This is a genomic window from Methyloversatilis thermotolerans (genome assembly GCF_000372885.1).
Lineage (GTDB): Bacteria > Pseudomonadota > Gammaproteobacteria > Burkholderiales > Rhodocyclaceae > Methyloversatilis > Methyloversatilis thermotolerans.
The window spans coordinates 1,846,649-1,859,430 of sequence record NZ_KB889967.1 but is presented as its reverse complement, the minus strand read 5'-3'; the positions used below and the strand labels follow the sequence as shown (position 1 = coordinate 1,859,430).

The 12,782-nt window shown below is 65.4% G+C and carries 14 protein-coding genes; 3 read left to right on the top strand and 11 right to left on the bottom strand.

Annotated features, from left to right (window positions below; genetic code table 11):
- Positions 1–40 precede the first annotated feature (40 nt).
- The 5 genes from A3Q7_RS0108145 to rsxA are packed head-to-tail and all read right to left on the bottom strand — an operon-like array spanning position 41 to position 4,619.
- Complete coding sequence (locus A3Q7_RS0108145; protein ID WP_232417868.1) at positions 41–769, bottom strand: RnfABCDGE type electron transport complex subunit G; 729 nt, start codon at positions 767–769, stop codon at positions 41–43.
- Complete coding sequence (locus tag A3Q7_RS0108140; protein WP_018411370.1) at positions 766–1,770, bottom strand: RnfABCDGE type electron transport complex subunit D; 1,005 nt, start codon at positions 1,768–1,770, stop codon at positions 766–768. The genes A3Q7_RS0108145 and A3Q7_RS0108140 overlap by 4 nt, the downstream gene beginning before the upstream one ends.
- Positions 1,771–1,801: 31 nt before the next feature.
- Positions 1,802–3,463 carry an electron transport complex subunit RsxC gene (rsxC, locus tag A3Q7_RS0108135; protein ID WP_018411369.1) on the bottom strand — a complete coding sequence of 554 codons (1,662 nt, stop codon included), beginning with the start codon at positions 3,461–3,463 and terminating at the stop codon, positions 1,802–1,804.
- Complete coding sequence (gene rsxB / locus A3Q7_RS0108130) at positions 3,463–4,044, bottom strand: electron transport complex subunit RsxB (RefSeq protein WP_018411368.1); 582 nt, start codon at positions 4,042–4,044, stop codon at positions 3,463–3,465. Before rsxB ends, rsxC begins: the two co-directional genes overlap by 1 nt.
- Positions 4,041–4,619: an electron transport complex subunit RsxA gene (rsxA, locus tag A3Q7_RS0108125; protein WP_026224619.1), complete on the bottom strand. Its 579-nt coding sequence runs from the start codon at positions 4,617–4,619 to the stop codon at positions 4,041–4,043. Before rsxA ends, rsxB begins: the two co-directional genes overlap by 4 nt.
- 330 nt (positions 4,620–4,949) lie before the next feature.
- On the opposite strand from rsxA, the gene A3Q7_RS0108120 reads away from it, so the two are divergent.
- Positions 4,950–5,321 (top strand): hypothetical protein, encoded by a 372-nt coding sequence (locus tag A3Q7_RS0108120; protein WP_018411366.1) that lies wholly within the window; start codon positions 4,950–4,952, stop codon positions 5,319–5,321.
- Here the strand turns inward: A3Q7_RS0108120 and A3Q7_RS0108115 are convergent.
- From A3Q7_RS0108115 to A3Q7_RS0108100, 4 genes are all read right to left on the bottom strand, one after another.
- The gene (locus tag A3Q7_RS0108115) at positions 5,318–5,635 is read right to left on the bottom strand and encodes a hypothetical protein (protein ID WP_026224618.1); all 318 of its coding nucleotides are present in this window, start codon (positions 5,633–5,635) and stop codon (positions 5,318–5,320) included. The two genes, A3Q7_RS0108120 and A3Q7_RS0108115, sit on opposite strands and share 4 nt — an antisense overlap.
- A gap of 344 nt (positions 5,636–5,979) precedes the next feature.
- Complete coding sequence (locus tag A3Q7_RS0108110) at positions 5,980–6,213, bottom strand: DUF2789 domain-containing protein (RefSeq protein ID WP_018411364.1); 234 nt, start codon at positions 6,211–6,213, stop codon at positions 5,980–5,982.
- Positions 6,214–6,282: 69 nt separating this feature from the next.
- Positions 6,283–7,710 carry a class II fumarate hydratase gene (fumC, locus tag A3Q7_RS0108105; protein ID WP_018411363.1) on the bottom strand — a complete coding sequence of 476 codons (1,428 nt, stop codon included), beginning with the start codon at positions 7,708–7,710 and terminating at the stop codon, positions 6,283–6,285.
- An 88-nt stretch (positions 7,711–7,798) separates the two neighbouring features.
- Complete coding sequence (locus tag A3Q7_RS0108100; RefSeq protein ID WP_018411362.1) at positions 7,799–9,994, bottom strand: TonB-dependent receptor; 2,196 nt, start codon at positions 9,992–9,994, stop codon at positions 7,799–7,801.
- Positions 9,995–10,183: 189 nt separating this feature from the next.
- Between A3Q7_RS0108100 and A3Q7_RS0108095 the strand changes: the two genes are divergently transcribed.
- Together A3Q7_RS0108095 and A3Q7_RS0108090 are read left to right on the top strand one after the other, a co-directional pair.
- Positions 10,184–11,356 (top strand): PepSY-associated TM helix domain-containing protein, encoded by a 1,173-nt coding sequence (locus tag A3Q7_RS0108095; RefSeq protein WP_018411361.1) that lies wholly within the window; start codon positions 10,184–10,186, stop codon positions 11,354–11,356.
- Between the two features lie 14 nt (positions 11,357–11,370).
- A complete protein-coding gene (locus A3Q7_RS0108090) occupies positions 11,371–11,541 on the top strand; it encodes a hypothetical protein (protein ID WP_232417866.1) in 171 nt (56 codons plus the stop codon).
- Positions 11,542–11,566: 25 nt separating this feature from the next.
- Here A3Q7_RS0108090 and A3Q7_RS0108085 read toward each other — a convergent pair whose 3' ends face one another.
- Together A3Q7_RS0108085 and A3Q7_RS0108080 are read right to left on the bottom strand one after the other, a co-directional pair.
- Positions 11,567–12,175: a YceI family protein gene (locus tag A3Q7_RS0108085; protein ID WP_232417864.1), complete on the bottom strand. Its 609-nt coding sequence runs from the start codon at positions 12,173–12,175 to the stop codon at positions 11,567–11,569.
- 311 nt (positions 12,176–12,486) lie between these two features.
- Positions 12,487–12,720, bottom strand: coding sequence for a hypothetical protein (locus A3Q7_RS0108080; RefSeq protein WP_018411358.1), 234 nt, complete (start codon positions 12,718–12,720; stop codon positions 12,487–12,489).
- Between the last annotated feature and the right edge of the window lie 62 nt (positions 12,721–12,782).

Here is a 12,782-nt window from a genome sequence, read left to right as displayed (position 1 = left end):
ATGGCGCAGACATCCTGCTGCGAGCCGGAATCCATGCCTTTCATTGGAAAACCTCGCGTGCATCGGCGCCTGCGGGAAGTGCGAACAGTGCATCGCGCATCGGCGCGATCGCCGCAGCCGCCCGACCGGCGGCACGTATGACAGCGCGAGCCGAAATGGTGGCACCGGCACGGTAGGTGAAATCGCCTCCGTCCTTGCGCACCGTCCAGCTTGCCGCATCGGTGGTGTTGCGCGCCTGGAACTGCCTGATCCACTCGGGTCGGCTTCTGTCTTTCGCCGGATCGATGTAATCGCCCAGCCCCGGCGTTTCCTTGTGCGCGATCACGCGCACCCCGGCCAGGTTGCCGTCGGCGCGAACAGCCATGAGCAGCCGTATCGCGCCGCTGTAGCCATCGGGCGCCTGCGTTTCGAACACCAGTGCAACCGGTCGCTCGCCAAGCCTGGCGCGGTACAGATCGACCGGCCCGTTTACGCCCAGCGCCGAAAGCGCCGGCAGCGTGACGCGGTCGCGCAGCAGCACATTGTCGTACTCTGACGGTGGCAGCACCTGACCGATCAGTTCGAGCCTGCGGGCTTCGACCGAGGCCTTGATCGGTTCGCGTGTGGCGTCGTAGGTGAGCGCCATCAGCGCGGTGAACACGACGGTGAAGCCGCCCAGCAGCAGGGCGGATCGCACGGCGCTGCCCGCCGCACTGACCGGGACCGGTTCGGCCGGCAGGTCGGCGGCTGCCATGGCATCGTCCACCGGCGGCGGCGTTCCTGTACTCAAGATGCGCCTCCGTTCTTGTGCCCGAATACCGGTGGCTGGGTCTTCATGTCTATCATCGGTACACAGATATTCATCAGCAGCACGGCGAAGGCGATACCGTCGGGATAGGCGCCGAAGGCGCGTATGCACCATGCGATGAGCGCGATGCCGGCGGCGAAGATGAGCTTTCCGCGCGGCGTGGTGGCGCCCGACACCGGGTCGGTTGCGATGAAAAAGGCGCCCATCAGCGTGCCACCGGCCAGCAGGTGGAAATCCGGCCCGGCGAAACGCGCCGGATCGATGGCAGAGGCAATCGTTGCCACCAGTGCGACCGCAACGATGAAAGCCACCGGCACGTGCCAGGTGATGACGCGCAGCGCCAGAAGCAGCAGTCCGCCCAATGCCCAGGCCAGGGACACCCACTCCCAGCCGGCGCCTGCGACATGACCGAAGGGCGTGGTGTGCAGCACCGCGTCGGCGTGCTGGCCGGTCATCAGTCCGGTGCGCAGCGCATCCAGCGGCGTTGCGCCGGTCATGGCGTCCACCGCGCGGGCGCCTCCGAACACCCAGTCCATCTGGCTCGCGAAATCGCCGACGCCCAGTCCCGGCCACTGGGCCATCAGCGCGGGAAAGCACACGATGAGCAGGGCATAGGCCAGCATGGCCGGATTGAAAGGATTCTGACCAAGCCCCCCATACAGATGCTTGCCGATCACCAGCGCAAATGCGGTACCGATCACCGTGGCCCACCACGGCAGCAGGGGCGGCAGACAGACCGCGATGAGCCAGGCGGTGACCAGGGCGCTCATGTCGCCCAGGGCGGGTGCGACCGGACGGTGGCGCAACGCCAGCATCGCGGCCTCGCACAGCAGGGCGGTGACGCTGGCGAGTGCGATGTGCACCAGCAGCGCGCTGCCGAACAGCCAGCACTGCAGCGCGATGGCGGGGAGCATCGCGACCAGGACCGTGCTCATGACGCGTCTTACGCTGGCGTTCTTGCGCAGATAGGGCGAGTTGTACATCGTCGATGCCAGACCGGGCGTGCCGGCCGGTTCATTCCACTTGTTTGTCGGAGGGCGCGGCCTGGACCAATTCGCCACCTGCCTGTGCCTGCTGCAATCCGCCCGTGCCGGCCTGCTGTCCTCCGGCTGGCGCAAGCTCGTCCGTGGCACGCGCGGCCGCCGCATCCTTCTGCGCGCGGGCACGCGCAAGCGCGGCTTCGATCAGTGCCTTCTTCGGATCGTCCGCTTCGGCACCGGTCGCGGCGGCGGCCGGTCTTGCCGCGGCGGCGCTGCGCGCCGCAAGCTTTGCCGCTTTTTCTTCCCGTTCCCGCTCGGCGCGCCAGTTGCGGAACTCGAAACGCTCGCGTGCCGAGTCGGCCGCATCCTTGTCGCGCTCGCGCGCCCAGATTTCGCTCTTGGCGTAGCGGTAATAGTCGACCAGCGGAATGTGCGACGGACATACGTAGGCGCAACAACCGCATTCTATGCAATCGAACAGGTGATATTCCTGCGCGCGGCCGAAGTTGCGCGCGCGCGAATGCCAGTACAGCTCGAACGGCTGCAGGTCGGCCGGACAGGCGCGCGCGCATTCGCCGCAGCGTATGCAGGGGAGTTCGGGTTGCGGTGGCGGGAACAGCGCCGGCGACGAGGCCAGCAGGCAGTTGGTGGCCTTCACCACGGGCGCATCCATGTCCGGCAGAGGAATGCCCATCATGGGCCCGCCCATGATGAGCTTGTCGGTATCCGGCTTCAGACCGGCATGCTGGAACACGAAACCGATGGGGGTGCCGATGGCGACGTCGAAATTGCGCGGCCTCTCGACATTGCCGGCGACCGTCACGATGCGGCGGACCAGCGGCTCGCCGCGCTCCAGCGCGTTGAGTACCGCCAGCGCGGTGGCCACGTTGAAGCACTGCACGCCGTAATCGGTGGAGCGGCTGCCATGCGGTACCTCGATGCCGGTGAGCACGCGTATGAGCTGCTTGGCGCCGCCCGCAGGATAGCGTGTCGGCACGACAACGATCTCGATCGACGGGTCGCCCAGCGCAGCCGCGGCTGCGCGCATCGCGGCGGCGGCTTCCGGCTTGTTGTCCTCGATGCCGACCAGTACCTGGCGGGCTCCGAGCAGCCGTTTCATGATCTGCGCGCCGTGCAGGATGTCGTGCGCCTCGCTGCGCATGAGCATGTCGTCGCAGGTGATGAAGGGCTCGCATTCGGCGCCATTGATCACCAGCGTGTGGGTGGCCATGGCGCGACCCGGACTCAGCTTGAGATGGCTGGGAAAGACGGCGCCGCCGAGGCCGACCACACCGGCGTCGCGCAGGTAGTCCCGCACTTCGTCCGCGCTTGCCGCCTTCCAGTCGAACGGTTCGCGCTCGACGTGCTCGTCCTGCCCATCCGGTTCGATCACCACCGCCATGGCGGACAAGCCGGACGCATGCGGCATGAGGCGCGGTTCGACCGCCATCACGATGCCCGAGGCCGGCGCGTGCACCGCGCTCGATACATTCCCGTCGGCTGCGCCGATGCGCTGTCCGTGCCGCACCCGTTCGCCCACCCTGACCAGCGGACGCGGCGTGCCGCCGATGTTCTGGTGCAGAGGAATCACCAGTTGCGGCGGCAGTGGCAGACGGGCGATCGGTTCGCGCGTCGATGCCGATTTGTTCGGGTCCGGCTTCACACCGCCGTTGAAGGAAAACAGCTTGCGCAGCATCAGGCGGCTTCCTCCGCAGACTGCGTCCGCGCGTGCGCCGTTCTCAATTCGAATACCGGATAGCGCCACTTCCAGGTGTCCACGGTCTCGGCCACCGGTACCATGGCGATGCAGTCGGCCGGACACGGGGGGACGCACAGCTCGCAGCCGGTGCACAGGTCGGAAACGATGGTATGCATCTGCTTGGCCGCACCGACGATGGCATCCACCGGACAGGCCTGTATGCACAAGGTACAGCCGATACAGGTGGCTTCATCGATCACCGCCACCGACTTCGGTTTCTCCACACCGTGCTCGGCGTTGAGCGGCTTGTATTCGCGACCCAGCAGGTCGGCCAGCTTGCGCACGCCTTCGTCGCCGCCGGGCGGGCACTGGTTGATGTCCGCTTCGCCGCCGGCGATTGCCGTCGCATAGGGTTTGCATCCGGGGTAACCGCATTGGCCGCACTGGGTCTGTGGCAGGATGGCGTCGATCTTGTCGACCAGCGGGTCACCCTGCGTCCTGAACAGCACCGACGCAGCGCCCAGGGCAGCGCCCAGCGCCAGTGCGATACCCACCATCACGAGCAGGGCGCTGGTCATGAATCCAGCCCCGCGAAACCCATGAAGGCCAGGCTCATGAGCCCGGCCGTGATCATGGCGATGGCGGTGCCGCGGAACGGCGTCGGGATGTCCGCCCCGTCCAGCCGCTCGCGTATGCTCGCGAAAAGCACCAGCGCGAGCACGAAGCCGGCGGCCGACGCGAAGCCGAACAGAAGTGACTGCAGCAGGTCGTGGCGTGCGGCGGCATTGATCAGCGGCACACCCAGCACCGCGCAGTTGGTGGTGATCAGTGGCAGGTAGATGCCCAGCACCTGATGCAGGAGCGGGCTGGTCTTCTGGATCGCCAGTTCGGTGAGCTGCACGATGGCGGCGATCACCACGATGAAGCTCAGTGTGGACAGATAGCCGAGATCGAAGGGCTTGAGCAGATAGGTATCGATCAGATAGCTGCTGCCACAGGCCAGGGTGAGCACGAACATGGTCGCCAGCCCCATGCCGACCGCGGTTTCGAGCTTCTTCGACACGCCCATGAAGGGGCACAGGCCGAGGATGCGAACGAACACCACGTTGTTCACCAGCGCGGCGCCAAGCAGGAGCAACAGATAACTCGTCATGACGGGGCTTGAAGGCCCGACCGGGAGATCGGGCAGATCGCGGCGCAGGATGCACCGCATAACCCGCCGATTATCCGGCACTGCAGCGCCGCACTCAAGCTGCCGGACCGAAACCCGGCCGCCGCACCGCGAACATCCCGGCGTTTGCCGCCGCACGGAGAATCGCGCGCACGCGCTGCACATGACCTCGCCGATCGTACAATCCGCGGCATCGCGGCATCGCGCTGCCTGCGGAACCGTCAATGCCGGCAGAGCACCCGTGCGACATCATGCGGCCACGGAGCGGGAATCCGGGGCGGAAGCGAGCATCTGCCGATTTGCAAAGACATCATGGTCCATCGGTCACCGTCCTCACGCAGTCCCACCGCCGACGACTATCTGCGCCTCTTCGAGCGCTGGCATGCCTTGTTGCGGGAAGACGTCGGGCCGGAAGCAGGGCGGGATTTCGGTGATGCCTACAAGGCCACCGAAGACGAACGTTTCAGGCTGCTGTTCGAGCAGATATGCCAGTTGCTGATCGCGCCATCGCCTTTCAACCAGGCCATGCCGCAGGCCTTCCGCCGCACCGCGCAGCAGTGGGTCGACGGCGACCCCGCGACGCTCGCGCACATGGGCGATGTGCAGAACCGCCACTTCATGCTCAGCGACCTCTATGACTATGTGCACCTGAGCAGGGCCATGGGCGTGGGCTGGCGGGGCTAGGGCCTGTTCACAGTGAATCGCCGGCCGTCGCATCCCGATGCGTGCGGATCAAGGCGGGCCGCCATATGGGCCTTGCGGGCGAGCATCCGGTGCGCCCGCGTGGTGCTGCCTCCGTTTTCCGCGACTACCCGGCCTATCCCGGAGTCGGGAATGCGCAGCACCACATCGATGGCCAGCCCGATTTCGTCTTCTCTCATGTCCGCAAGGAGGGCCTGCGCGTGCGGATTGCCCGGGTCACGCCGCCGCGTGTCGAGTGCGGTGGGTTCCGGCACGGTCGGCACGATACTGGCGCCCCACGCTGCAATCGCATCCACATCCGCTGCGAGGTCGCGCGTCCAGTCCCCAGTGGCCGCGTAGCAGTCATGCTTGCCCGGGCAGCGGTTATGCCGACGCGGCCATGTGTGGCGTTCGCGCGCACTTCGGCAATCTGCTGCGGATGAATGTGGCTGGTGCGGAGTAAGTTCATGGGTGAAGGCTGGACGCGGCGGTCCGCGCGGTGCTCATCGCATACGGCGAGCTTTCCACGGTTTTTCGGTCCTCGCTACCCCAGAGCGAGTGCAATCCGGCGATCGCTGGATCCGCGGAAAGGGGCGCTTACCCGCGCCGCGCACAGCGGCTGAGTCCCGCGCGCGTCAGGTCTCACTCAGAAGCCGGCCGCTCAGGCGTGCAGTTGCGCGTTCAGGGTGTCTACCGTTTCGATCCAGTCGGCATCCTGATTCAAAGCGTCGCGGAGAAAACTGGCCTGTGACGGGTTCCAGCAGGTCGCCTCGTGCAGCCGCGTACCGTTGTCGAGCGGGCCGAACAGATCGATGAAGCTTTCGATCGATTGCGGATCGCTTGGCAGACCGAGTTGATCGAAGAGGTTTTCCATCGAATTCGGTGTGATGTCCATGTCGATCTCCCTTTTTCACCGGCCGCGCATCGTGTCATCGAAACGTCCGCACCGGCGAAAGATGCAGGATCAGTATGCGCTGTTTCCGAGCATCCTGCCCGGCTGCATCCACCGGTCGAACTGTTCGCCGTCGAGTTCTCCGGATGCGAGTGCGGCTTCACGCAGCGAGAGATTCTCGCGGTGGGCGCGCGCCGCGATCCTTGCAGCGCGGTCGTAGCCGATATGCGGCACCAGCGCGGTCACCAGCATGAGCGACTGCTGCATCAGCGCGTCGATGCGTTCGCGATGCGCCTCGATGCCAGCGACGCAATGGACGTCGAAGCTGTGCATGCCATCGGCCAGCAGGCGGATGCTCTGCAGCACCGCACCTGCGATCAGGGGCTTGTAGACATTCAGCTGGAAGTGACCGGAAGCCCCGCCGATGCCGATCGCCACGTCGTTGCCCATGACCTGGGCGCACAGCATGGTCAGTGCCTCGCACTGGGTGGGGTTCACCTTGCCCGGCATGATGGAACTGCCCGGTTCGTTCTCCGGCAGCGCCAGTTCGCCCAGTCCGCAGCGGGGTCCGGAGGCGAGCCAGCGGATGTCGTTGGCTATCTTGGTCAATGCCACCGCCAGTGTCTTGAGCGCGCCATGCAGCGCGACCAGCGCCTCGTGTCCCGCCAGGGCCGCGAACAGATTGTCCGCACGCACGAAAGGAAGGGCGAATTCGTCGACAAGAACCTTGGCGACGCGCGCACCGAACTCCGGATGGGTGTTCAGGCCGGTACCGACCGCGGTGCCGCCTGTCGCGAGCGCATGCACCGCGGGCCGGGCACCTTCGATGGCCGCGCGCGCCAGCGCGAGTTGCGCCGCATGGCCGGAAAACTCCTGACCCAGCGTCAGCGGTGTGGCGTCCTGCAGATGGGTACGCCCCACCTTGATGATGCCGGCGAAGGCGACTGCCCTGGCGCACAAGCTCGCATGCAGCGCATCGAGCGCCGGCAGCAGCGAATCGCGTACGGCAAGCGCGGCCGCCACATGCATGGCCGCGGGAAACACGTCGTTCGAGGACTGGCCGCGATTCGCGTCATCATTCGGATGCAGTCGCCGCGCCTCGCCGACACCCCCTCCCATGAGTTGAGAGCCGCGGTTGGCCAGCACCTCGTTCATGTTCATGTTGGTCTGCGTGCCCGAGCCGGTCTGCCATAGCGACAGCGGAAACTGGTCGTCGTGAAGCCCGGCCAGCACCTCGTCGGCGGCGCTGATCAGAGCCACCGTCTTGTCCTCCGGCAGCAGTCCAAGATCGCCATTCACCCGGGCCGCCGCGCGTTTCACCGCAGCCAGAGCATGAATGAGCTCGCGCGGCATGCGTTCGGTCGATATCGCGAAATGCTGCAGCGAGCGCTGTGTCTGCGCGCCCCACAGCCGATCGGCCCGAACCTCTATCGGGCCGAACGAATCATGTTCGGTACGGGTGGGGCAGCAGGGGCTGACGCCTTCCATGGCGATGAACATCCTGGTTTCCAGCTTTCAGGATAGGACATCGCCCGCAGGCGGCCAGCACGGCGGACCGCTTTCCGCCGCGCTGGCCGGAAGGATGCGCTCAGAAGTCCACTGTGGCGCTCAGCATCCAGGTACGAGGCAGACCCTGGACCAGATAGGCCGAACCGGGGTAGCCGCCGGCAGAGGCCCAGTATGCCCGGTTCGTCACATTATCGACGCGGCCGCGGAAGGTCACGTCCTTGCCGGCGATGCGGGCGATATAGCGCGCCCCGAGGTCGAAACGACTCCACGAATCCAGCTTGAGCGTGTTGGCGTCATTCGCGTACTGAGAGCCGGTGTGTATCGCGCGCGCGGTCAGCGTCAATCCGCTGGCGCCGGGAACGTCCCACTCGGCGCCGATGTTGTATTGCGCTTTCGGTACGCTGACAGGATTGTTGCCGTCGGTGCTGCCGCCGGCCGTGCCGTCCAGTTCTGCGTCCAGCCAGGTCGCGCCGCCAAGCACTCTCACTTCGCGAGTGAGTTGACCGTAGACGGTCAGTTCGACGCCGCGATGCTTCTGTTCGCCGGAAATCGCATACAGATTCGTACTCGGGTCGGTGACCCCGTTCGGACGGGTCATCGAGAACAGCGCGACAGTACCGCCGAAGCCGGCGTCTTCGTACTTCAGGCCGATCTCGCGCTGACGCGCGACGATGGGCGCGAAGATCGCGCCAATGTTGCTGGCGTTGAAGGGTGCGGCCGGAGCCCGGATCAGCCCCTCGATATAGTTGCCATAGGCCGAAAGCGTGGGCGTGATGCGCATCAGCACGCCGGCCAGCGGCGAGAAATTCTCCTTGCGGTAACGCGCGTTCCGGCTGCCGGTGTTGTAGTCGAATCCGTCGTCCTCGATGCGCTGGATGCGGCCGCCCAGCGTGAACTGGTAACGTCCTTCCGCGATGCTCAGCGTATCCGACAGCGATTGACTGATGAAGGTGGTTCTCTGTGTCAGCGCAGGATCGTCCAGGGCATTGCCGGTGAAGGCGAAGCCGGGCGCGGCGACCTCCACGGGGTTGTATATGCTGCCGGCAAAGGGGGTGGAGCTGTTGGACATCGCGTAGGCGTTCCGTGAATCCAGGCGATGGGCCGACGCCGAAAGCGCGACCTGGTGGGTCAGCTCTCCGGTGATGAAGCGCGTGCGTATGCCCGCCTCCCCGGTGATCACTTCGTCCTTGCGGCTGTTGTCAAAGCGATAGGCGGTCGTCGCGCCACTCGACGAAGTGAGCGTCGTCACTGCGATGGAGTTCTTCTCATCGCTGTGACGAGCGCCGACCGCCGCCCATGCGACCGTTTCGGCGCCCAGGTCGAATTCGCCGCGCAGCGTGCCGAACTCGGTTTTTTCGTCTGAATACACCCAGGGTTGCGAGTAGTTCCGCCGCGCGTCCGGGGCGTGCGGAATGGACGTCAGCGCGCTGCCAGGTGTGAGCTGCGGCCTGCCTTGTTCCAGGCGATTGCTCTGGTGTCCGATGTCCGCCGAGAGGCGGAAGTCCGTGCCGCGATAATCCAGCCCCACGGCCAGAACTTCAAGCTCGCGGTGCTCGCGGTCGACGCCGGTATCACCATTGCGGCGCGCGGCATTGACGCGAAGACCTGCGCGCTGTTCCGGACCGAAGCGACGCGATACGTCCGCGGCCGTGTAGATCTGGCCGCCACTTTCGACGCCTGCGGTAAGGCGGTTGATATCCTCGAGCGGCGCGCGTTTGGGAAGCAGGTTGATCGAACCGCCGATTCCACTGCCACCCGGCGCGGCACCATTCAGAAAGGTGCTGGCACCACGGATCACTTCGACCCGCTCCAGCAATTCGCTGGCCACGAACTGTCGCGGCAGCACGCCATACAGGCCGTTGTAGGCCATGTCGTCGGAGTACAGCGGGAAGCCGCGGATGATGTACAGCTCCTGATAGTTGGCGAAACCCTGCGAAATACGCACCGCGGGATCGTTGGCCAGGACGTCGCCGACGCCGCGCGCCTGCTGATCCTCGATCAACTGGCTGGTGTAACTGGTGACCGAGAACGGGGTTTCGAGCTGATCCTTGTTGCCCAGCACGCCGATGCGTGCGCCGCGCGCGACCTGTCCGCCCGCGAAGGGCGCGGGCAGGCCGCTGGCCGAGGCGTCGGCGCTCGGCTGCACGACGACCGGTTCAAGTGTCACGGTTTCGCTGGAGCCCGACTGGGCCAGTGCGGGCGAGCCCGACACGAGGGTGGCCAGTGCGACGGCGAGCGGGGCAGGGCGAATCGGAAAGTTCTTTCTGTTCAGCATCACGGAGCGCGGCGATAAGCCGAAAGTTATACACAGGATCCGGGATGCTATAACGAATCATTCTTGTTCATATCACTCTTGCGCAATTTCACACGGTCGGTATCGTTGCACTGTTGCACCGTTCGATGGACCTTCCCGAGTGAGCATCTTCCGCGGCCCTGGCGGCCATTCATCCGTCGGGGCGCCGACGTGAGCGCCTTTCTGTCCAGCCCGCTCGCCCTGAGACGCTGGGGCTGGCTGCACAAGTGGTCGAGCCTGGTCTGCACCCTGTTCATGCTGCTGCTGTGCCTGACCGGGCTGCCTCTGGTGTTCTATCACGAGATCGATCACGCGCTCGGCAAGCACATCGAAGCGCCGCGGATGGCGGCCGATCTACCGCATCTGCCCGCCGACGAGATCGTTCGCGCGGCGCGTGGCCATCATGCGCATCTCGTGCCGCTCTATCTGTTCAGGGAAGAGGACGATCCTGACCTGTGGGTGGTGAAGATGGACACCCGTCCGGATACCGACGAGACGAAGGCCAGGTTCTCGGTGATCGATGCGCGGAATGGCAGCGTGCTGGGTGAGCCGCGCTTCGACGAAGGCTTCATGCATCTGATGTACCGGCTGCACGTCGATCTGTTCGCGGGTCTTGCAGGGCGCCTGTTCCTCGGCTTCATGGGCCTGTTGCTGGTGCTGTCTCTTCTGTCCGGGGTGGTGCTGTACGCCCCCTTCATGCGCAGGCTCGATTTCGGCGAGGTCAGGCGTCGCCGCTCCGGCAGGCTTTGGTGGCTGGACATGCACAATATGCTGGGCATCGTGACCCTGACCTGGGCACTCGTTATCGGTGCCACCGGTGTCATCAATACCTGGGCCGATGTGATACTCAAGGTCTGGCAGGCTGAGCAGATCGCCGCGCTGAAGGTGGCGGCGCCCGCGCCTCTGGCGTCGGCGCGCGTGGGGCAGGTATCAATTCAGTCCATGGTCAATGCGGCGCTGCGATCCGAGCCGGGCATGGCGGTGGCCACCATCGCGTTTCCCGGAACATTGCTGTCGTCGCCGTCCCACTTCGCGGTGTTCCTGCACGGCGATACGCCGCTCACGTCCAGACTGCTGAAGGCGGTGCTGGTCGATCCCGCCAGCGGACAGGTGATGGAAACGCCGCCACGCCCATGGTATGTGAGCGCGCTGCTCCTGTCGCAGCCTCTGCACTTCGGCGACTATGGCGGCCTGCCACTCAAGGTGCTGTGGGCCTTGCTCGACCTGATCACCGTCGTCGTGCTGTGGAGCGGCCTGGTGCTGTGGTGGCGCAAGCACCGCGCGGCCGGGTCGCCCAAGCATGCGCCGGACGCTGTGGCCGATGTTGCGGGCGGCCGGGCATGAGGACGGTCAGGTCGGTGGCCGCGATATTCCGCTGGCCATTGCTCATTGCGCTGCTGACGCTCGCCGGTTTGCTCGCCGCGCTGGTCGGGGATGATGCATGGGACGCCGTGTCCTGGGCACTGCTGTCAGTGCCGGTCGCGCTGTGCGGGTATTTCAGCTTCGTGCGGGGCAGGCGGCAGGACTGACGACCGCCCGGCCCGCGATGTGGGCTTACTGGCAGCCTTTTTCCTTCACCGGAACGGTGAAGAAGATGGCGACGTCGGTCCACGATTTGCCCTTGTGCCAGGCCACCGTGCACAAGGCCTCGAACTTCCTGAACGCTTCCGCGCCATTGAAATCCAGGATGTCCAGCTTGCCTTCGGCCGACAGCACGCCATCGGCCACCTTGTAGCTCATCGGCACGGCACGAGTCACGCCATTCATCGTGACATCCAGCTTCAACTGGCGTGCGTCGATGGCGCTCACTTTGGCTGCTATGCGGCCGGGGTTGGCGAAATTCCTGAACAGGCCGTTCACCACATTGCCGTTGCGGATGGCCGGAAAGGTGGGCGGCCACTGACCGCCCGAGCCGTTGTTCAGGTCGTGCGAGGTATCGACGCTGGCGGCGTCGATGTCTATCGTCGCGCCCAGCAGCCTGCCGCTTGCCGACGCCAGCTCGAACTTGTTGAAGGTGTTCTTGCTCACGACATAGGACTTGTCCTTCGCGCCATAGGCGGTGAAGTCGAACTTGAAGCCATTCCTGTCGGGCGTGTAGTCGCATGCGGCCTGCGCGGCATGAACGGTGGACAGCAGGGCGATGGCCAGCAGTGTTTTGTTCACGATTTCTTCCTCTTTGATGTGATCGGGATGGCCCGCCGGACGACGGGCGATCTGCTGGCTGGGATGCGCGGGAACGTGACAGGACGATGACCCGGATACCGGACTGGCGGAATGCACCGGCATCGGGCCGGCACCGGACCGTATCGGGATGCCCCGTCGGTCTCTGTATTGTAATGAGAATTATTAACAAGTCGGGCCGGATGGAGTGCCTTGCCGGATGACGACGGGTGTCTTTCCGTGCTATCGGCGGCGTTCTGTCCCGCGTGCCGCTGGACATGCCCGCTGCGCCGTACGTGCGCGTGGTCGTGCGTTCAGTCGTGGCGCCGCAGTGCCCGCAGGGCGTTGATCAAGGCGAGCAGCAGAAGGCCGGATGCGGCGGCACCCCATACGAAGGAGGCATCGGTATGCACCGTTCCGGCTGCCGCGTCGACGTGGCGCCCCTGTTCATCGAATTCGAGCGTCAGGTGAAAGACGTACCAGAACCACAGGCAGGGCAGCGCGGCCACCAGGGGCAGGACGACACCTCGCGTCATCAGTTTCTTCATGCGTGTTCGCCGGGTTGATTCAAGGGCTTCCGTCCTCGAGGCGGCGCGCTGCTCTCTTTCGC

Coding starts and splice junctions, on each gene's coding strand:
- A3Q7_RS0108140 (WP_018411370.1), bottom strand. CDS start 1,770: ATGTACAACTCGCCCTATCTGCGCAAGAACGCCAGCGTAAGACGCGTC.
- rsxC (WP_018411369.1), bottom strand. CDS start 3,463: ATGCTGCGCAAGCTGTTTTCCTTCAACGGCGGTGTGAAGCCGGACCCG.
- rsxB (WP_018411368.1), bottom strand. CDS start 4,044: ATGACCAGCGCCCTGCTCGTGATGGTGGGTATCGCACTGGCGCTGGGC.
- rsxA (WP_026224619.1), bottom strand. CDS start 4,619: ATGACGAGTTATCTGTTGCTCCTGCTTGGCGCCGCGCTGGTGAACAAC.
- A3Q7_RS0108120 (WP_018411366.1), top strand. CDS start 4,950: ATGGTCCATCGGTCACCGTCCTCACGCAGTCCCACCGCCGACGACTAT.
- A3Q7_RS0108110 (WP_018411364.1), bottom strand. CDS start 6,213: ATGGACATCACACCGAATTCGATGGAAAACCTCTTCGATCAACTCGGT.
- fumC (WP_018411363.1), bottom strand. CDS start 7,710: ATGTTCATCGCCATGGAAGGCGTCAGCCCCTGCTGCCCCACCCGTACC.
- A3Q7_RS0108100 (WP_018411362.1), bottom strand. CDS start 9,994: ATGCTGAACAGAAAGAACTTTCCGATTCGCCCTGCCCCGCTCGCCGTC.
- A3Q7_RS0108080 (WP_018411358.1), bottom strand. CDS start 12,720: ATGAAGAAACTGATGACGCGAGGTGTCGTCCTGCCCCTGGTGGCCGCG.